This window comes from Bacillus sp. NP157 (genome assembly GCA_018889975.1).
GTDB lineage: Bacteria > Pseudomonadota > Gammaproteobacteria > Xanthomonadales > Rhodanobacteraceae > Luteibacter.
The window spans coordinates 4070122-4090000 of the sequence record CP076546.1; the positions used below are offsets into that span (position 1 = coordinate 4070122).

General features: G+C 67.4%; 17 protein-coding genes. 9 read left to right on the top strand and 8 right to left on the bottom strand.

Annotated elements, in window-relative coordinates:
* Positions 1-52 precede the first annotated feature (52 nt).
* Positions 53-910: a polyamine aminopropyltransferase gene (gene speE / locus KPL74_18575; GenBank protein ID QWT19743.1), complete on the bottom strand. Its 858-nt coding sequence runs from the start codon at positions 908-910 to the stop codon at positions 53-55.
* Between the two features lie 307 nt (positions 911-1217).
* On the opposite strand from speE, the gene speA reads away from it, so the two are divergent.
* Both speA and KPL74_18585 read left to right on the top strand, forming a co-directional pair.
* Positions 1218-3104: an arginine decarboxylase gene (gene speA, locus KPL74_18580; GenBank protein ID QWT19744.1), complete on the top strand. Its 1887-nt coding sequence runs from the start codon at positions 1218-1220 to the stop codon at positions 3102-3104.
* Positions 3101-3961, top strand: a complete 861-nt coding sequence (locus KPL74_18585; protein QWT19745.1) for an NAD(P)-dependent oxidoreductase — start codon at positions 3101-3103, stop codon at positions 3959-3961. The genes speA and KPL74_18585 overlap by 4 nt, the downstream gene beginning before the upstream one ends.
* A gap of 53 nt (positions 3962-4014) precedes the next feature.
* On the opposite strand, the gene KPL74_18590 is transcribed toward KPL74_18585, so the two are convergent.
* The 3 genes from KPL74_18590 to radC all read right to left on the bottom strand — a co-directional run bounded on the left by KPL74_18590 (position 4015) and on the right by radC (position 7661).
* Positions 4015-4776, bottom strand: coding sequence for an SPOR domain-containing protein (locus tag KPL74_18590; protein QWT19746.1), 762 nt, complete (start codon positions 4774-4776; stop codon positions 4015-4017).
* Positions 4776-6464 carry an arginine--tRNA ligase gene (locus tag KPL74_18595; protein ID QWT19747.1) on the bottom strand — a complete coding sequence of 563 codons (1689 nt, stop codon included), beginning with the start codon at positions 6462-6464 and terminating at the stop codon, positions 4776-4778. The genes KPL74_18590 and KPL74_18595 overlap by 1 nt, the downstream gene beginning before the upstream one ends.
* A 459-nt stretch (positions 6465-6923) precedes the next feature.
* The gene (gene radC / locus KPL74_18600; protein ID QWT19748.1) at positions 6924-7661 is read right to left on the bottom strand and encodes a DNA repair protein RadC; all 738 of its coding nucleotides are present in this window, start codon (positions 7659-7661) and stop codon (positions 6924-6926) included.
* A 152-nt stretch (positions 7662-7813) separates the two neighbouring features.
* Here radC and coaBC point away from each other — a divergent pair, with 152 nt between their 5' ends.
* The 3 genes from coaBC to KPL74_18615 all read left to right on the top strand — a co-directional run bounded on the left by coaBC (position 7814) and on the right by KPL74_18615 (position 11868).
* Complete coding sequence (coaBC, locus tag KPL74_18605; protein ID QWT19749.1) at positions 7814-9025, top strand: bifunctional phosphopantothenoylcysteine decarboxylase/phosphopantothenate--cysteine ligase CoaBC; 1212 nt, start codon at positions 7814-7816, stop codon at positions 9023-9025.
* Positions 9025-9477: a dUTP diphosphatase gene (gene dut / locus KPL74_18610; GenBank protein QWT22639.1), complete on the top strand. Its 453-nt coding sequence runs from the start codon at positions 9025-9027 to the stop codon at positions 9475-9477. The genes coaBC and dut overlap by 1 nt, the downstream gene beginning before the upstream one ends.
* Positions 9478-10209: 732 nt before the next feature.
* Positions 10210-11868, top strand: a complete 1659-nt coding sequence (locus KPL74_18615; GenBank protein ID QWT22640.1) for a phosphomannomutase/phosphoglucomutase — start codon at positions 10210-10212, stop codon at positions 11866-11868.
* A 10-nt stretch (positions 11869-11878) separates the two neighbouring features.
* On the opposite strand, the gene KPL74_18620 is transcribed toward KPL74_18615, so the two are convergent.
* Positions 11879-12535: a hypothetical protein gene (locus tag KPL74_18620; protein QWT19750.1), complete on the bottom strand. Its 657-nt coding sequence runs from the start codon at positions 12533-12535 to the stop codon at positions 11879-11881.
* A gap of 50 nt (positions 12536-12585) precedes the next feature.
* Positions 12586-13233 (bottom strand): orotate phosphoribosyltransferase, encoded by a 648-nt coding sequence (gene pyrE, locus KPL74_18625; protein QWT19751.1) that lies wholly within the window; start codon positions 13231-13233, stop codon positions 12586-12588.
* A gap of 98 nt (positions 13234-13331) precedes the next feature.
* Here pyrE and xth point away from each other — a divergent pair, with 98 nt between their 5' ends.
* The 3 genes from xth (at position 13332) to KPL74_18640 (ending at position 15791) form a co-directional block, all read left to right on the top strand.
* A complete protein-coding gene (gene xth / locus KPL74_18630) occupies positions 13332-14102 on the top strand; it encodes an exodeoxyribonuclease III (GenBank protein QWT19752.1) in 771 nt (256 codons plus the stop codon).
* Positions 14099-15400, top strand: coding sequence for an MFS transporter (locus KPL74_18635; protein ID QWT19753.1), 1302 nt, complete (start codon positions 14099-14101; stop codon positions 15398-15400). Before xth ends, KPL74_18635 begins: the two co-directional genes overlap by 4 nt.
* A gap of 97 nt (positions 15401-15497) precedes the next feature.
* Positions 15498-15791, top strand: a complete 294-nt coding sequence (locus KPL74_18640; GenBank protein ID QWT19754.1) for a ribbon-helix-helix protein, CopG family — start codon at positions 15498-15500, stop codon at positions 15789-15791.
* 13 nt (positions 15792-15804) lie between these two features.
* On the opposite strand, the gene KPL74_18645 is transcribed toward KPL74_18640, so the two are convergent.
* Together KPL74_18645 and KPL74_18650 are read right to left on the bottom strand one after the other, a co-directional pair.
* Complete coding sequence (locus KPL74_18645) at positions 15805-16929, bottom strand: anhydro-N-acetylmuramic acid kinase (GenBank protein QWT19755.1); 1125 nt, start codon at positions 16927-16929, stop codon at positions 15805-15807.
* A gap of 3 nt (positions 16930-16932) precedes the next feature.
* Positions 16933-18411, bottom strand: coding sequence for a peptidoglycan DD-metalloendopeptidase family protein (locus KPL74_18650; protein ID QWT19756.1), 1479 nt, complete (start codon positions 18409-18411; stop codon positions 16933-16935).
* 192 nt (positions 18412-18603) lie between these two features.
* Here KPL74_18650 and KPL74_18655 point away from each other — a divergent pair, with 192 nt between their 5' ends.
* Complete coding sequence (locus KPL74_18655; GenBank protein QWT19757.1) at positions 18604-19809, top strand: tyrosine--tRNA ligase; 1206 nt, start codon at positions 18604-18606, stop codon at positions 19807-19809.
* Positions 19810-19879: the final 70 nt, after the last annotated feature.

The following is a 19879-nucleotide window of genomic DNA, read 5'->3' on the forward strand; positions in this document are numbered from 1 at the left end:
CGATTCGCTAGCCCGATTCGCGCGCAGGCGCGCTCCTACAAACAGCAGGGTTTTACTCGCCGAGCGCTTCGCGCATGAATTCCGGCTGGGCCAGTGCGCCCTTGTGGATGTCGGCGTTGTAGTACTTCGTGGCGAAGTTCTTGCTGATGGCGCCGCGCTCGCGGAAGCCGGACAGGTCGCCGTCCTTGCGGGCCATGGTGCAGCTCCACCAGCCGGTGGGGTAGCACGGCTGCGGGAACGGCAGGGTGCGCACGGCCTTGAAGCCCGAGGTGCGCATGGCCGAACGCATGGCCTTGATCAGCTCGATGTGGGCCAGCGGCGATTCGGACTGCTGGACCAGGATGCCGCCGTGGCGCAGGGCCTTGTAGCAGCTGGCGTAGAACGCGGCGTTGAACAGGCCTTCGGCCGGGCCGACCGGGTCGGTCGAGTCGACGATGATCAGGTCGATCGATTCCGGATCCGCTTCGGCCATGTACTTGATGCCGTCGATGAACAGCAGCTCGGCGCGCGGGTCGTTGTTCGACTCGCACAGCTCCGGGAAGTACTGCTCGGCGAGGCGGGTGACGCGCTCGTCGATCTCGACCTGGGTCGCCTTCTCGACTTCTTCGTGCTTGAGCACTTCGCGCAGCGTGCCGCAATCGCCGCCACCGATGATCACCACGCGCTTGGCGCGGGCGTGGGTGAACAGCGCCGGGTGGGTCATCATCTCGTGGTACAGGAAGTTGTCACGGCCGGTGAGCATCACGCAGCCGTCGATCACCATCAGGTTGCCCCAATCGGTGGTCTGGTAGATCTCGATGGTCTGGAACTCGGTCTTCTCGGCGTGCAGCAGGCGCTCGACGCGGAAACCGATGGAGGAGCCCGAAGCCTGGTGGGCCTCGGTAAACCAGCTGAGCTGCTGCTGCGACATGACGCTTGTTCCTGGAAACGGGAAGGGGGTGTAAACGATGGATTGTACCGGCTCCGGGGCAAGAATCGGCCAAGTCGTCGGCCGACGGGCCGCGTAGGGGTTCATCGGCCTGATAGCCCGATGTCACACCCGGCCGTTAGAATAGACGGTCAGCCGCCGCCCCCAGGGGTGGCTGGCCCCGTCTGGACGGCCCCGCGGCGTGCGAGGCTCCCGGCCATCCAGGCCCGTTTCAGGTCAAGGTTCGCCGCTGCGACTGTTCCGCGCCCCCGTTGGGGACACGACAACATCACCTGGAGAACGCCTGCCCATGGCGAACTGGACCATCGATCGCGCCAAGCTGACCTACGCGATTCCCCACTGGAGCAACGGCTACGTCGACGTTGCCGGCGACGGCCACCTGCTGATGCGCCCCCGCGGCGACGAAGGCCCGTCCCTCGACCTCGCGGCCATCGTGGCCCAGGCCACCTCCGAAGGCCTGCGCCTGCCGCTGCTCGTCCGTTTCCCCGACATCCTCGCCGACCGCCTGAACCGCCTCCGCGAAGCCTTCGCCAAGGCCATCGACGATGCGGACTACGCCGGCTCGTACACCGCGATCTACCCGATCAAGGTGAACCAGCAGCGCGGCGTGGTCAGCGAACTGGTCGCCGCCGGCGAGGAAGGCTTCGGCCTGGAAGCCGGCTCCAAGCCCGAGCTGATGGCCGTGCTCGCCCATGCCCGCCCGGGCAGCATGGTGGTCTGCAACGGTTACAAGGATCGCGAGTACGTGCGCCTTGCGCTGATCGGCCGCAAGCTGGGCCTGCGCGTGCACATCGTCGTCGAGAAGCTGTCGGAACTGGACCACGTGCTGGCCGAAGCGAAGGCGCTCGACGTCGAGCCGCTGCTCGGCGTGCGCGTCCGCCTGGCCTCGATCGGCGCGGGCAAGTGGCAGAACACCGGCGGCGACAAGGGCAAGTTCGGCCTCAGCCCCGGCCAGGTGCTGGAGCTGATCGAGCGCCTCGACGCCGCCGGCCTGAAGCACACCCTGCGCCTGCAGCACTTCCACATGGGTTCGCAGATCTCCAACGTCCGCGATATCGCCGCGGGCATGCGTGAGGCCGTGCGTTACTTCGTCGAACTGCATCGCCTCGGCGTGCCGATCGACGTGGTCGACGTCGGCGGCGGCCTGGGCGTGGACTACGAAGGGACCCGTTCGCGCAGCTTCAACTCGATCAACTACAGCCTGGGTCAGTACGCCGCCAGCGTGGTCCAGCCGCTGGCCGAGGCCGTGGCCGAACACGGCATGCCGGCGCCGACGATCTTCACCGAGTCGGGCCGCGCGATGACCGCGCACCACGCCGTGATGGTGGTGAATGTCAGCGAAGTGGAAGAGGTGCCGATGGGCGCCATCGACGCCGCGCGCCCGGACGAGCCCACCGTATTGCGCCACCTGCGCGAAACCCACGCCGAGCTCGACACCCGCCCGCCGCTGGAGCTGTTCCACGAGGCGCAGCACCACTTCGCCGAAGGCCAGGCCCTGTACGCGCTGGGCCAGCTCGACCTGCGCGACCGCGCCACCCTCGACGACATGTTCTACGCCATCGCCAACGCCGTGCGTCCGCGCCTGCTGCCGGCGGAGCGTGCGCATCGCCAGGCGCTGGACGACCTCGATGAAAAGCTGGTCGACAAGTACTTCGTGAATTTCTCGGTCTTCGAATCGGTGCCGGACATCTGGGCCATCGACCAGATCTTCCCGATCGTGCCGATCACCCGCCTCGATGAGGAGCCGACCCGCCGCGGCGTCATCGCGGACCTGACCTGCGATTCGGACGGCCGCATCGACCACTACGTGGACGCCGAAGGCGTGGACGTCAGCCTGCCGCTGCACCGTCTGAAGGACGGTGAGTCGTATCGGATGGGTATCTTCATGGTCGGTGCCTACCAGGAGACCCTGGGCGACATCCATAACCTGTTCGGCGACACCGACGCGGTCAACGTCCGCGCCACCGGCTCCGGTTACGAATTCGCGCACATCCGTCGCGGCGACACCACTGACCTGATGCTCGACTACGTGGGCTACGACGTGAAGGCGCTGCGCCAGGCCTACACCGATCGCATCGCGGCAGCGGGCATCACCGGCGCCCACGCTGACGAACTCGCGGCGTCGCTCGACAAGGGCCTCACCGGCTACACCTACCTGGCGGAAACCACCCGATGACCCTGAAGACGGCCTTCATCGGCCTCGGTGCCATGGGCGCGCCCATGGCCGGCCACCTCCACGCGAAGGGCTTGCTCAGCGCCGTGGGCAATCGCACCCAGGCGCGCGCCGACGCGCTGGCCAGGGAGCTCGGCGTACAGGCGCCCGACCTTGCCACCATCGCCTCCACCTGCGATGTGATCGCCCTGTGCGTCAGCGCGGACGCCGACGTCATCGGCGTGGTCGAGGCGCTGGCGCCGACGCTGAAGAAGGGTGCCATCGTGGTCGACCATTCCACGGTGTCGCCCGAGACGGCGAAGCGTGCAGCGCGGATCATCGGCGACGCCGGTGGCGCATTCCTCGATGCACCGGTCTCCGGCGGCGTGGAAGGGGCCAAGAACGGCAAGCTGTCGGTGATGGTGGGCGGTGACGCCGCCACGCTCGACGCGGCGCGTCCCGCGCTGGAAGCCTACGGCGCGCGGATCACGCACATGGGCGTGGTGGGTGCGGGCCAGGCGACGAAGGCGGTGAACCAGGTGCTGGTCGCCGGTATCGCGCACGCGGTGACCGAAGGCCTTGCGCTGGGCGAGGCGCTTGGCCTCGACGCGGAGCGCCTGATCCCGACGCTGGGCGCGGGCGCCGCCGGTAACTGGTTCCTCGAGAAGCGCGGCGCGACGATGTTACGCAACGAATTCTCGGTGGGCTTCAAGCTGGCGCTGCTGCACAAGGACCTGGGCATCGTCCGCGGCATCGCCGCCGACGCGGGCACCGACCGGACGATCATCGAGCAGTCGCTGGCCGACTTCGCCCAGTTGATGTCGGAAGGGTATGGCGACGACGACATTTCGGCCTTGATCCGGCTGAAACGAAAGTCGTAAGCAAAAAAAACCCGCCAACCGGCGGGTTTTTTTTTCGTCCATCGCATCCGTGGTCAGGAACCTTCCTTCAATGCGATGGCGCTGATGCCGGCCGACTGCAGGCGCTGCTTGGTGCTCTCCAGCTCGGTTGCCGACTTGAACGGCCCGAGGCGGACGCGGTTGTACGTCTGCGCGCCGACCTTCACCGACTGCACGTTGGCGATGAAACCCTGCAGGGCCAGCTTGGCCTTCAGTGCTTCCGCGTCGCCCGCGCTCGGGAACGCGCCCACCTGCAGCAGGTAACCGCTGCCACCACTCGCGGCGGCGGGTGCGGCCGGCTGCGACGGGGTGGCGGTCACGGTCTGCGTGGTCGCCTTGGGCAGGTTCGCCGCGGCGGCATTCACCTGCTGCTGTTGCTGCGCGGCCGCGGCGGCGGCCTGCTGCTGTTGCGCGGCCTGGGCCTGCTGCTGGGCGGCAACCTGCTGCTGGTTCTGCTGCTGCGCCTCGGCCTTGGCCTGGGCGTGGATCTCCGCATCCGGGATGCGCACTTCCTTCTCCGACAGCACCGAGTAGAAGTCGTAGGACGGCTTCTTCGGCTTGTCGCTCTTTTCCGGCTCCGCCTGGTCGGCCACGCCGGGCTCGCTGCCCTTCTGCGCGGTGGCCTGCGGGTTGGGCTCCGGGCCGTCCTTCTTCATCGGCATGAAGCTGCCGCGCATCGCGAAGGCCATCAGCAGGGCGCCGGCGAGAATGCCGATCAGCGCCCAGCCCCAGCCGGGCATGCCGCCGGAGCTGTTGCGGACGGCCTGGCGGCCTTTGCCCTTCTTGCGAGTCGCCATTACATGCTCTCCGGGGCGGAAATGCCCAGCAGGTCCAGACCGTTGCGCAGCACCTGCTGCGTCGCCGCCACCAGGGTAAGGCGTGCGTCGCGCAGGTCGGCGTCGTCCACGATCCACTTGTGCTCGTGATAGTAGCTGTGCAGCGCGCCGGCCAGCTCACGCAGGTATTGCGCGACCAGGTGCGGCTCGAGGGTGGCCGCGGCGGCTTCCACCACTTCCGGGTAGCGCGACAGCTCGACCATCAGCGCCTGTTCGTGCTCGGTGTCGAGCCGGTCCAGCCGCGCGATGCCCTGGCCACGGTGGGTGGACAGGCCGCGATCGGCCAGTTCGCGGAACACGCGGCTGGCGCGGGCGTGCGCGTACTGGATGTAATACACCGGGTTGTCGTTGCTCTGCGAACGGGCCAGGTCGATGTCGAAGACCAGCTGCGAGTCGGCCTTGCGCGCGATCAGGAAGTAGCGCGTGGCGTCGCGGCCGGCTTCGTCGATCAGGTCGCGCAGGGTGACGTAGGAGCCGGCGCGCTTGGAGATCTTCACCTCTTCGCCGCCCTTCATCACCGTCACCATCTGGTGCAGCACGTATTCCGGCCAGTTTTTCGGGATGCCGCAGTCCAGTGCCTGCAGGCCAGCCTTCACGCGGGCCAGCGAGCCGTGGTGGTCCGAGCCGAGTTCGGTGATGGCGCGCTCGTAGCCGCGCTGCCACTTGGTCCGGTGGTAGGCGACGTCCGGCAGGAAGTAGGTGTAACTGCCGTCGGACTTGCGCATCACGCGGTCCTTGTCGTCGCCGTAGTCGGTCGAGCGCAGCCACAGCGCGCCGCCTTCCTCGTAGGTGTGGCCGTGGGCGACCAGCTCGCGCACGGTCTCGTCCACCTTGCCCTCGCTGTAGAGCGAAGACTCGAGGTAGTAGACGTCGAAGGAGACGCCGAAGGCCTTCAGGTCGAGGTCCTGCTCGTGGCGCAGGTAGGCGACGGCGAACCGGCGCACGTCGTCGAGGTTGTCCGCATCGCCCGTGGCCACGACCACTTCGCCGTCGGCCTCGACCGATTCCTTCGCCAGAAAGGCGCGGGCCACTTCGGCGATGTAGTCGCCGCGGTAGCCGGATTCCGGCCAGCCCGCCTCGTCCGGGGCGATGCCCCTGGCGCGGCACTGGGTGGACAAGGCCAGGTTGGCGATCTGCACGCCGGCGTCGTTGTAGTAGAACTCGCGGGCCACCTTGTAGCCGGTGGCATGCAGCAGGCGGCTGATGCTGTCGCCGATGGCCGCCGCGCGGCCGTGGCCGACATGCAGCGGGCCGGTCGGGTTGGCCGAGACGTATTCCACGCCGGCCGTCCGCCCGCCACCATCGCGGTTGTGGCCATAACGGTCGGTTTCCGCCAGCGCACGCTCGATCTCCGCATGGAACGCGGCCGGGGCGAGGAAGAAGTTGATGAAACCGGGCCCGGCGACCTCGACCTTGCCCACCAGCGGGGAGGCGCCCAGCGCCTCGACCAGGTCGGTGGCGATGTCGCGCGGCTTCCGGCCGGCGGCCTTGGCCATCATCATGGCGGCGTTGGTGGCGAAGTCGCCGTGCTCACGGCTGCGGGTCCGCTCGATGACGAAGACCGGGGCCACGAAATCGGACGGCAGCTTGCCGGACTCACGCAGGGCGCCAATGGCCTGCAGGACGAGTTGTTTGAGCTCTTGTTTCACGGGCTTCGCGACGCGGATATGGAACCGGTAATCCTAGCAGAAAGGGGTCTGCGGCCTCCCTACCGCCCGTCGTGCCGGCTATCCACAAGCCTGTGGATAACTCTGTGGGCAATAAGAGGGGCCAGGGGCATCATGCGGCCCGGTCGGCAAGTGACATCACCCCGTAACAAGCGAAACATAGACGGATCAATGGCTTGCAATGCTGACCTGCGCCGGGACAACAGCTGTGACGGCCAACTGACAAAAACGCTCTGTGTGCATAAGTCAATTCCTTCAAGCGTGTTTTCGTTCGTGCGGCATCGCGTCATGGGCCTGTCATGCCCAACCTTCACACTTTCCCTCGTGCCCGGTGTCTCCCCGGCCCATGGCACGCCCGGGTCACTGACGCCCCTCCCTCGAAAGGTGACCCATAACGGCGCGAGCGGCACTCGCGCCGTTTTTCTTTGGGGCGCCCGGCGGCTAGATCATGCCGAGCGCCCCCATCGAGACCACCCGGTTGCCACCTACCACCACATGGTCGAGCACCTTCACCTCCAGCGCACTCAAGGCCAGGCGGATGGTCCCGGTGATCTCCACGTCGGCCTGGCTGGGCCGTGGATTACCCGAGGGGTGGTTGTGGACGAGGATTACCGCCGTGGCGCGGTGCGCAATGCAGGCCTTGGCCAGTTCCCGGGGATAGACGCTGGCGTAGTCGACCGTACCCTTGGTCAGGACCTCGAAGCAGATCACGGAATGACTGGCGTTCAGGTACAGCACGGCCATGACCTCTTCCTTCAGGTGGGAAAAGTGTGACCTGAGGAAATCACCGCAATCCTCGGGGTTGCCGATGTGCTGCCGGGCAAGGACACCCTCGCCCAGCGAGCGGCTGGCCAGTTCCAGCGCTGCGACCAGCCGGGCGCGCTTGACCGGCCCGAACCCGGGGAGCGGCGGCATCTCGATCGCATCGGCCATCAGGCGGCGGATTCCCCCGGCTTGCGTGAGGAGTTTCCTGCCGGTCGCCACGGCATCGAGGCCCGGCGTGCCGTTACCGAGCAAGACGGCAACCAGTTCGGCGTCGGTAAGGGCGGTGGGGCCTTTGCGCACCAGGCGTTCGCGCGGCCGTTCCTGTTCCGGCCACGCACTGATCGGGTAGGCCCATGCCTCGTGGTCGGACGAGGCATCGCGGACGTTGCGTTTCTTGTTGCTGGGGTTGGTCATGGTTGCCTCCTTGGCGGGTCTTCCAAGGTACGGCCGGGGCCGGCCCCGCGACGATGGGCGCAGGCCGAAAGCAGGGCTGTCGCACGCCTCGCGGCTGGGTAGGGGAAATCCGTTAAGCTAGCCCGTCCCGCCGCTACGCCGCCGTTCCTGCCATGACCCTCCGCCAGCGTCGCATCCTGATTGGCGTCACCGGCGGCATCGCCGCCTACAAGATCTGCGAGCTCGTCCGTCGCCTGCGCGACCTCGAAGCAGAGGTGCGCATCGTCATGACCGAGGGCGCCACCCACTTCGTCACCCCGACCACCTTCCAGGCGCTTTCCGGCCAGCCGGTGCGGGTCAGCCTGTGGGACGAAGCCGGCGAAGCGGCCATGGGCCACATCGAACTGGCGAAATGGGCCGAGCGCCTGCTGATCGCCCCGGCCAGCGCCGATACCGTCGCCCGGCTGGCCCATGGCTTCGCCAACGACCTGCTGTCCACCGTGGTGCTCGCCACCGCCGCGCCGGTCTATGTCGCCCCGGCGATGAACCAGCAGATGTGGGCCAATCCGGCCGTCCAGGCCAACATCGGCACCCTGCGCGTGCGCGGCGTCCAGGTCCTTGGGCCGGCCGATGGCGACCAGGCCTGCGGCGACATCGGCTCGGGCCGCATGCTCGAGCCGCACGACCTGCGCGACATCCTCGTGGCTTCGTTCGCCGGACAGCGCCTGCGCGGCCGCCGCGTCGTGGTCAGCGCCGGCCCTACCTACGAAGACATCGACCCGGTCCGCTTCATCGGTAACCGCAGCTCCGGCCGGATGGGCTTCGCGGTGGCCGCCGCCGCCCGCGATGCCGGCGCCGACGTCACCCTGGTCGCGGGCCCGGTGTCGCTACCCACGCCGGCCGGCGTACGGCGGATCGACGTCCGCAGCGCCCGCGAGATGCACGAGGCGGTGCTCAAGGCCAGCGAGGGCGCGGATATCTACGTCGGCGCCGCAGCCGTGGGCGACTACCGCCCCGCGGAGATCGCCGGCCACAAGCTGAAGAAGGCCGGCGGCGAACCGCTGCGGCTGGAACTGGCGGAAAACCCCGACATCATCGGCGCGCTCGCGCAGCGACCGGGCCACCCGTTCCTGGTCGGTTTCGCGGCGGAAACCCGCGAGGTCGCCGACTACGCCCGCGACAAGCTGGCTCGCAAGGGCCTGGACATGATCGCCGCGAATGAAGTCGGCGCCGGCCGCGGATTCGAAGTCGCGGACAATGCACTGCATCTGTACTGGCCGGGCGGCGACATCGCGCTGGGCCAGGCAGCAAAAACCGAGCTGGCCCGCCAGTTGATGGCCCACGTGGCCGACCATTTCCTCGCCAGCCACGGGGCACGGCCTTGATCGACATCGAACTGAAAATCCTCGACCCGCGCCTCGGCGACAGCATCCCGTTGCCCGAGCCGGCCACCGATGGCAGCGCCGGCATGGACCTGCGCGCCGCGGTCGAGGCTCCGATCACCCTTAAGCCGGGCGAGAGCGTGCTGGTCCCGACGGGCCTGGCGATCCACATCGGCGACCCAGGCTGGTGCGCCCTGATCGTCCCGCGCTCGGGGCTGGGCCACAAGCAAGGCCTGGTGATGGGTAACCTGGTCGGCGTGATCGACGCGGACTACCAGGGCCCGCTGATGATTTCGGCATGGAATCGCGGAACTGCCGAATTGACCGTCGCGCCGGGGGACCGTATTGCGCAATTATTGCTCGTGCCCGTGGGGCGGGCTCGCCTGCGGGTGGTCGAAGGCTTCGCGCCGTCACACCGCGGGCAGGGCGGTTTCGGTTCTACTGGCGTCAATTGACACACCGATAGGGTAAGGGGACACATGGCTCGCGAAGCGGGAGTGGGGCGGGGGCCTCGCATCGATCCACGGAAACTGGTCACGCTGGTCGTGGCCACCGTGCTGGTCGCCGCGGGCGCGTTCTGTGCGTGGCAGGCATGGCTGATCGCGGATGAAGAAGGCGCCGCGGCGCGCGTGCGTGACGCGCAGGCCGAGGTCGTGCGCGACCTCAATGGCGAATACGCGGGCATGCGCCGGCAGTTCCTCGCCGCCGTGGCGGATCCGGCGCTGCAGGCCGGGATCGACGATCGCGCCGCCGCCGCGGCGCGGCTGCATGCGCTGCTGCCCACGGCCCAGACCACCGAGGTCTACTCCCCGGGCCTGGACGAAGTGGTCCGCGCCAACTATCGCGAGTTTGGTTATGCCAAGGCCGCGCAGCTGATGGCGGCCCTTGGGGGCCAGGGCCAGGAGCAGGCGCCGGCCAGTACCCAGACCGTGAACGGCAAGCGCCGCCTGAGCGTGGTCGAGCCCGTGCAGGTGAGCGGTACGTTGCGCGCCTGGGTGTTCCTCGAATACCCCTTCGACGGCATCGCCACGCGCTTCGCGTCGGTGTCACCGCATGGCGGACGGCTTGAACTGCGCCAGGGCGACGGCTCCGACAGCCTGCTGCTGGTGGCCAACGGCGAGACCAGCGGTGAGCTCGCCGCGACGGGCCAGCGCATCAACGGTACGGCGCTCTATGTGTTCTCCGCCATGCCGAAGGCCTTCATCGTCGTGCCGCATTCCGAAGTGCTGGCCGCGTTGCTGGCCCTGATAGGCCTGGCCGGCGGCGGCTTCCTGCTCTGGTCGCGCCAGCGTCCCGAGCCCGTCGTGGTCACCCTCGCCGAAGAGCCCGAGATCCTGGTCGCCGACGTGCAGCGCAAGCCGCGCCTGCCGTCGACCTCCGGCGGCGATGCCGATGAACCACGGCCGGCCCCGGTACCCGCACCCGCCCCGGTCGCGAACGTCGTCCCCGCCGCACCGGACGTGGTCGATCCGGCGATCTTCCGCGCGTACGACATTCGCGGCGTCGCGGGCGGCACCCTGACCGCCAGCACCGCGCACCAGATCGGCCAGGCCATCGGCGCGCTGATGCACGAGCGCGAACTGCACGAAATCGTCGTCGGCCGCGACGGACGCCTGTCCGGCCCCGAGCTCGCCGGTGCCCTGTCCAACGGCTTGCGCGACGCCGGCATCGACGTCATCGACCTGGGCGTCGTGCCGACGCCGCTGGTCTATTTCGCCTGCTTCCAGTTCGGCACCGGTTGCGGCGTATCCGTCACCGGTAGCCACAACCCGGCTGACCACAACGGCTTCAAGATCGTCGTAGGCGGCGAAACCCTGGCCGAGTCGGCGATCACCGATCTCTACCGGCGGATCGCCGAGGGCGGCTTGCCCTCCGGCGGCCATGGCACGTGGCGCGAGCAGTCCGTGAGCGATGCCTATGTCGGCCGCGTCGCCGACGATGTGTCGACCCAGCGTCGCCTGAAAGTGGTGGTGGACGCGGGCAATGGCGCCGCCGGCGAGATCGGGCCGCGCGTGCTCGAGGAAATCGGCTGCGATGTCGTGCCGCTGTACTGCGATATCGACGGTCGCTTCCCCAACCACCATCCCGATCCGTCCGATCCGCGCAACCTCGGCGACCTGATCGCCGCGGTGCACACGATCGGCGCGGACCTCGGCATCGCCTTCGACGGCGATGGCGACCGGCTCGGCGTGGTGACGCCCGCCGGCGAGATCATCTATCCCGACCGCCTGCTGATGCTCTACGCGCAGGACGTGCTGGCGCGCAATCCCGGCGCGACGGTGATCTACGACGTCAAGTGCACCGGCCACCTGCGCCGGGTGATCCAGGAAGCGGCCGGCGTGCCGTTGATGTGGCGCACCGGCCATTCGCTGATCAAGGCGAAGATGCGCGAGAGCGGCGCCTCGCTGGCCGGCGAGATGAGCGGCCACTTCTTCTTCGCCGACAACAATCGCTGGTATGGCTTCGACGACGGCATCTACGCCGCGGCACGCCTGCTGGAAATCGTCTCCAGCGACCTGGAAGAGCGCAGCCCGGCCGAGATCTTCAATGCGTTGCCGAAGAGCGTCTCCACGCCCGAACTGCGCCTGCCGATGGCGGAAGGCGCGCCCGTGTACTTCATGGAAGCCTTCCGCGGGAAGGCGACGTTCGACGAGGCGCGGATCAGCACGCTGGACGGCATCCGTGCCGACTGGCCCGACGGTTGGGGCCTGGTCCGCGCGTCCAACACCTCGCCGGCGCTGGTCTTCCGTTTCGACGCGGACAACGCGAAATCCCTGGAGCGCGTGATGCAGGCCTTCCGCCTGCAACTCCACGCGGTCGATCCGAAGCTGGCCTTGCCGTTCTGACGCGGCGGCCTTAGCCGCCGTTGGCCGCCGCTGCCTTGAGTTCGCGGTAGTGCTTCACGTCCACGTCCATGGTTGCCCTGGCCGCGGCTTCCGCTGCCTGCTGGCGCTGCATCGTCGCACGCAGGCCAGCTACCGTATTGCGCTGCTCGCTGATGCGATCGCTGAGGAACACCGGCACCGGCTGCTTCGCGCGCTCGAGATCGCCGGCGCGGTTGAGCAGGTCGGCCAGGGTTTTTTCCTGGCCCTGCAGGTTCAGCTGGGTGGTCCGGGTGGCCTGGCCAAAGTTGTCCAGCTGCGACTGCCGCGCGGCGATGAACGCCTTCTCGGTGGGGTAGGCGTTCAGCATCTGGGCATCTTCGCGCTTGCGCTGGTCGATGGCCGCCTGCTCGGCCGCCTTCTGGTCCGCGATCTTCTTCGCCGCGACACGCTCGTCCGGGGTCAGCTGACGATCCACGTGCTGGACCACGACGCCGCGCGAATTGACGATGTCGTAGCCGACCTTCATCGCATCCGAGGTAAGGCTGTCGCTATAGAAGGACTGGCCGGAGCCGTCTTTCCAGCGATAACGGAAGCCGTTGTTGTTGCTCGTGCTCTGCGGATCGAGTGCAAAGGCGGACGTGGCCACGACCAGCGCCATTCCCGCCATGATGAAACGTGTTGCTCGCATGGGTTCCCCTCCTGTGTGCGGAGTATAGCCATCGGCATCGCCCACCGTGCTTATGCCTTCACACCGTATTGTTCGCGGTAGGCGAGCAGCCGTCCGTGCTCTGCCGCAAGTTCCGGGCGCTCGCCGGCATAGGCCAGCACGTCGGCGAGGCTGGCGATGGCGATCACGGGGATGCCGAAGCTGCGCGCGACTTCCTGGGCCGCGGAAAGCTCGCCCAGGCCGCGTTCCTGGCGATCCAGTGCGATGAGCACGCCCGCGGGCTCGGCGCCCTGCGCTTTGATCAGCTCCAGCGATTCGCGCACGGCCGTGCCGGCGGTCATCACGTCGTCGACGATCAGGACCCGGCCCTGCAACGGCGCGCCGACCAGCGTGCCGCCTTCGCCATGGTCCTTGGCTTCCTTGCGGTTATAGGCCCAGGGGACGTCGCGGTCCTGGGTGTCGGCCAGCGCGATGGCCGTGGCCGCGGCCAGGGCGATGCCCTTGTAGGCCGGGCCGAACAGCATGTCGAACGCGACGCCGGAGCGCACGGCGGCCGCCGCATAGGAGCGCCCGAGCCGGGCGAGCGCGGCGCCGGAGTCGATCCGGCCCATGTTGAAGAAATACGGGCTGGTGCGGCCGGACTTCAGCGTGAATTCGCCGAAGCGCAACACGTCGCGGGCGAGGGTGAGTTCGATGAATTCGCGCTGGTAGTCGTGCACGTCGCAGGTTCCGCAGGATTCGGGACCCCCATGGTACCGCGGGCACCCCGGCCATGGCCGGTTGCTATGATGGCGCATTGCCCGACGCCCGAGACCCCATGCGCATCATTTGCCTGAATGCCAACGGCATCCGCTCCGCCGCCACCAAGGGCGTGTTCGACTGGCTCCGCAAGCAGGACGCCGACGTCGTCTGCCTGCAGGAGACCAAGGCCCAGGAAGCGCAGCTGACTGACCCGATGTTCCGCCCGGACGGCCATCACTGCTTCTATCACGATGCCCGCAGCAAGAAGGGCTACAGCGGCGTGGCCATCTATTCGAAGCGCGAGCCGGACGAAATCCGCACGTCGCTGGGTCGCGAAGACTTCGACTGCGAGGGGCGTTACATCGAGGCGCGCTACGGCAACCTCAGCGTCGTGTCGTTCTACATCCCGTCGGGCTCGTCCGGCGACGAACGCCAGCAGTACAAGTTCCGCGTGATGGAATGGCTGACGCCGATCTTCCGCGAATGGGCCGCCAGCGGGCGTGACTACGTGTTGTGCGGCGACTGGAACATCGTGCACACGAAGGACGACATCAAGAACTGGAGTTCGAACCAGAAGAACTCGGGCTGCCTGCCGGAAGAGCGCGCGTGGCTCGACCTGCTGTTCAAGGAGATCGGCTGGGTGGACAGCTTCCGCGCGCTGAAGCCCGACGCCGTGGAATACACGTGGTGGTCGAATCGCGGCCAGGCCCGTGCGAACAACGTGGGTTGGCGCATCGACTACCAGATCGTGACCCCGGGCCTGCGTGATCGCCTGCGCGACTGCTCGATCTACCGCGACGAACGCTTCTCCGACCATGCGCCGTTCACCGTGGACTACGCCGAGTGAGCGAAGTGGAGGGCAAGGTCCGTTACAAGGGCTGGCGCGGCCTGTTCGCCGCGTTTGCCCAGCCGGGCGCGGTGGTCATGCTGTTCCTCGGCCTGGCCTCGGGCCTGCCGTTCCTGCTCGTGGGCAACACGCTCTCGGCGTGGCTGAAGGAATCGGGCGTCGACTACGGTGCCATCGGCGTCGCCAGCTTCGTTACCTTCGCCTACAACTTCAAGTTCGCCTGGGCACCTGCGGTCGACAAGCTGCGCCTGCCGTTGTTCTGCCGGCTCGGCCAGCGCCGTGGCTGGCTGCTCTTTGCGCTGCTGCTGCTGGCCGCGGGCCTGTTCGGCATGGCGCTGATGCCGCCGGAGCAGTCGCTGCGGAACTTCCTCGGGATGACCATGCTCGCGGCGTTCGCCGGTGCCACGGTCGACATCGTGGTGGATGCCTATCGCGTGGAGATCGCGCCGCCAGAAGCACAGGGCGCGCTGGCCGCGACCTACACGCTGGGTTACCGGCTCGGCCTCATCGCCGGTGGCGCGGGCATCCTTATCGTGGCCCAGGCGCTGGGCTGGCAGAAGGGCTACATGGCCATCTGCGCGCTGTTGCTGATCCCGCTGGTCACCGTGCTCGTCGCCCGCGAACCCGAGCATCGCGTGCGCGAGCGCGTGCCGCTGGCCGTGGCGATCCAGGAAGGTTTCATCGGCCCGTTCCGCGACTTCTTCGCGCGCTTCGGCGTGGCGCTGGCGCTGGGCATGCTGTTGTTCGTCGCGCTGTTCCGCCTGCCCGACCAGATGCTCGGCGTCATGGCGTACCCCTTCTACCTCGACGCCGGCTTCAGCAAGCTCCAGATCGCCGAGGTATCCAAGGTCTACGGCGTGATCGTCGGCATTGCCGGCGCCCTGTTGGGCGGCTGGGCCGTGACCCGTTTCGACATGCGCCGGCTGCTCGCGGTCTCCGCCATCGGCGTGGCCCTGTCCAACATGCTCTACCTGCTGATGGCGCAGAACCCCGGGCAGACCTGGGCCTTCGTGGCCACGCTGTCCGGCGACAACTTCGCCCAGGGCTTTGCCGGCCCGGTGCTGGTCGCCTTCATGTCGGGGCTGGTCAACCGCCGTTTCACGGCCACGCAGTACGCCTTGCTCAGCGCGCTGGCCAACCTGCCCGGGAAACTGCTCGGCGGCTTCTCCGGCTTCCTCGTCAAGGACGCGGGATACACCTCGCTGTTCGTGGTGAGCACCCTTTCGATCGTCCCCTGCCTGGCCGTGCTGGCCATCCTCTGGCGGGGCCTGCCCATGCCGGCGGCCACCGAGGAATAGGCCGCCCGGGGTACGTGCGTCCGTCGTCCGATTCTGTGTAAGATTCGGTCCACAGGGGGCATGCGCGCTGGAGATTACGCACGTGCCGGATATCGTGGTGCGACATATTGATGATCAGATGGCCGAGCGGATCAAGTCGCTCGCTCGGGAACGCCGCTGGTCGATCAACGAAGTGATACTGCACGCGTTGCGGTATGGACTCGGCTTGAGTCCTGGCGACGTGTTCAACGAGCTGCTGCTCGAGCCCGGCGACATCGCGCACCTCACCGGCGCATGGGATGCCGACGAACAGGCGGCCTTCCAGGAAGCCTTGTCGGCGCTGGTCCAGGCCTCGCCTGCCAGCCTCGCCGAGAACGCCAAACGCCACGCCGTCGCGGCGAGCGAAAGCTGATCGCCTCGTTGAGTCAGGCTGGCGGAGCCGCGTAGACCGCGCCCAGCAGCCTCGCCCCCGTCGCCCCGGTCACCGCGGGCAGGTTGCCGGGCTCGCCACGGAGCCTGCGGAACGCCAGCCATGCGAAGCCCATGGCTTCCATGAAGTCCGGATCGATCCCGAACGCGCCGCTGGCATGCAGCGCGCGTCCTTCGAGCCGGCTCGCGATCGCGTGCATCAGTGCCGCGTTATGCACCCCGCCGCCGCACGCGACCACGTCGACGGCATCCGCCGCATGCTGGCGAATGGCGTCGCCGATCGATACGGCGCTCAGCGCCATCAGGGTGGCCTGCACATCTTCCGGCGAGAGCTCGGCAACGCGCGGATGCGCATCCAGCCAGGCCAGGTGGAAGTGCTCGCGGCCGGTGCTCTTCGGCGGCGGCAAGACGAAGTAGGGATCGTCGAGCAGCTCGGCGAGCAGGTCGGGATCCACCGTGCCGGAGGCCGCGAAGATCCCGTCGCGATCGAAGGCTTCGCCACGGTGGCGCAGGCACCACGCATCCATCAGGCCGTTCGCCGGGCCGGTATCGAAGCCCGTGACGTGGCCATCGGGGGTCAGCCGCGTGACGTTGGCAATGCCGCCCAGGTTGAGCACGGCGCGCGCGCCCGTGGCCGGGCGCAGCACGGTCGCGTGGAAGGCCGGCACCAACGGGGCGCCCTGTCCACCCGCGGCGACGTCGGGACGGCGGAAGTCGGCCACGGTGTCGATGCGGGTGCGCTCGGCGATCACCGAGGGGTCGCCGATCTGCAGGGTGAACGGGTACTCGCCGTCGGGACGATGGCGGATGGTCTGTCCATGCGAGCCGATCGCACGCACGTCGCGCGCCGGCACGTCGGCCTGCCTGAGCACGGCCAGCGCGGCATCCGCGAAGGCTCGGCCGACCGCGACGTCGAGCTGGCCATAGCCGTCGAGGTCGAGGCGTTCTTCGTCCTGTGCGATCGCGAGGATGCGCCGACGCAGCGTGTCATCCCATGGATGCACGAGGCCCGCGACAAGCGCGGGCCGGGTGTCGGTGAAGCGGACCAGCGCGGCATCGATGCCATCCGCGCTGGTACCCGAGATCAGGCCGAGGTACAGGCCATCCGAAGCATGGGGCACGACTCAGTCGTCGCTCGCGGTGTTGCCGCCCTTCGCGCTGGCCAGCTTGTAGTTGCTGTCCAGCTGGTTGAGGCGGGCGAGCTGCGGACCGACGACGTCCTTCTTGAACTTCGCCAGCTGGGCCGCCGGCAGAGGCTCCGGCTTCGGCAGGGTGACCGTCTGCGGGTCGCGCTGCACGTTGTTGACGCGGAATTCGTAGTGCAGGTGCGGGCCGGTGGCCAGGCCGGTCATGCCGACGAAGCCGATCGTGGTGCCCTGGCTGACATGCTGGCCGACGCGCAGGTTGGCGAAGCGCGACATGTGGCCGTAAGCAGTGCTGATGGTGCCGTTGTGCTGGATCACCACGAAGTTGCCGTAGCCATTCATCCAGCCGCGGAACTTGACGACGCCATCGCCGGCAGCGTGGATCGGCGTGCCGGTCGGTGCGGCGTAATCGACGCCCTTGTGCGCGCGCATCTTGCCAAGGATCGGATGCATGCGGCCGGCGCTGAACTGCGACGAGATGCGGGTGAAGTCGACCGGGATGCGCAGGAACGAACCCACCAGCGGACGGCCTTCCTCGCTGAAGTAGCTGAACTTGCCATCGGCCGTCTTATAGCGATACGCCGTGTAACGCTTGCCCTGGTTCACGAACTCGGCGGCGACGATGTCGCCCTCGCGCAGGTAGGCGCCATCGCTGTATACGTCGTCATAGATGACGGTGAAGCTGTCGCCGACGCGCAGGTCCTGGACGAAGTCGATGTCGTACTTGAACGCTTCGGCAAGCTTGAGGACCATCGCGTTGCTCATGCCGGCCTTGGAGGCGGCACCGAACAGCGAGCTATCGATCACGCCGTGCGAGATGTGTTCGCGGCGCTGCACGTCGCGCACCTGGGTGGTCAGCTTCGCGGTATCGCCATCGAGGCGGAGCGTGGCGATGGTGGCTTCGTCCTGGTCGAAGCGCACGCCCTTGAGCGCATGGTCCGCACCGACGAGGAACTGGAATTCCTGGCCCGGCTTGATCTGATGGAAGACCTTCGTGCCGCCCGCGCCGTCGATGACGTGCTGCAGGTCGGTCATGGTGAGGCCTTGCGCAAGGAAGATGTCGGCGAGCGTCTGGCCGGCTTCCACCTGCACGGTCTGCCATTCTTCCGTCGGGACGAGCGGCTTGATGGCGGACGGGTCCATCTTCGGCAACGCGAGGGGCACCACGTTGTGCGGACCGGCTACCGTCGTGACGCTGGCGGTGGTCGTGAACTTCGGCGACTTCATCGCGCCGGCCCACGCGGGGATGACCAGCGCCGACAGGATGACGAGCACGAACGCGGTGCCCGCGAGGATCCATCGCTCGCGCGACCAGCTCAGCGGTTCCGACGACGCATTGCGACTGAACGACCAGTGGGCCGCACGGCTGTCATAGAAGTGGGAGTGGCGCCGCTGCGCCTTGCGGCGAATGGCCTGCTTGCGCGCGCTCTGTTGCGCGCTTCGAATCTCATCACCCATTGTCTTTCTTGTATCCGCTCGCCCCGTGTTGTCGCGTACCATAACGGCCTCGTGCAAAAGACGTCAACGCCTTTCACATCAAGGCTTTGCATCGCATGTCGCGGTTAACGCACAATTAACCGCTACGCGTCCTTCACATACATTTGTGAAGTTGCGAAACCCATACATACGTACGTAAAGAAGAGAGTAAGCATGAACGACCTGGAGCAGTCGCTGGCCCTTATCGCGCGCGGCGCGGACGAGATCATCAAGAAGGAAGACCTCGAGGCACGCCTCAAGACCGGTCGTCCCCTGCGCATCAAGGCGGGCTTCGACCCGACCGCGCCGGATCTCCACATCGGCCACACCGTGCTTCTTAACAAGATGCGCCAGTTCCAGGACCTGGGCCACCAGGTCATCTTCCTGATCGGCGACTTCACCGGGATGATCGGCGACCCCACCGGCAAGAACGTCACCCGCAAGCCGCTCACCCGCGAGGACGTGCTGGCCAACGCCCAGACCTACGCCGAGCAGGTCTATAAGGTGCTCGATAAGGAGAAGACCGAGCTGCGCTTCAATTCGGAGTGGTTCGGCAAGATGGGCGCCGCGGACATGATCCGCCTGGCGGCCCAGCACACCGTGGCGCGCATGCTGGAGCGGGACGACTTCGCCAAGCGCTATAAGGGTGAGCAGCCGATCGCCATCCACGAGTTCCTTTACCCGCTGGTCCAGGGCTACGACTCCGTCGCCCTCGAGGCCGACGTGGAGCTCGGCGGCACCGACCAGAAATTCAACCTGTTGATGGGCCGTGCCCTGCAGGAGCACCACGGCCAGCCGCCGCAGATCGTCCTGACCATGCCGCTGCTCGAGGGGCTGGACGGGGTCAACAAGATGTCCAAGTCGCTGGGTAACTACATAGGCATCAGTGAACCGGCCATCGATATCGTCACCAAGACGATGAAGATCGGCGACGAGCTGATGTGGCGCTGGTTCGAGCTGCTCAGCTTCGATGTGTCGCTGGACGAGCTGGCACGGATGAAGGTGGACATCGCCTCCGGGGCGCTCAACCCGCGCGATGCCAAGCTGCGGCTGGCCCGCGAGCTGGCGACGCGCTTCCATGACGCCGCCGCCGCCGAGCAGGCCATTGCGGGCTGGCACGCCGTGGTGACGGGGCAGGGCGATACCTCGCTGCTTCCTCTTACGGACATCCAGGCGCCGGCCGAAGGCTTCCGTCTTGCTTCCCTTTTGACCGCCGCGGGCGTCACGCCGAGCAATTCCGAGGCGAACCGCAAGCTCAAGGAGCGCGCGGTGCGTATCGATGGCGAGGTGGTGGAAGACGCAGCACGTGTGTTTACGGCAGGTTTTGAAGGCGTGCTCCAGGTCGGCAAGCGAAACTTCGCCCGTATCCGCCTGATTTAACGGCGCTTTCAAAAAAAGTTCACAAAAGGGGTTGCAGCAGGTCTGAAAAACCGTATTATTCGCCTCCCCG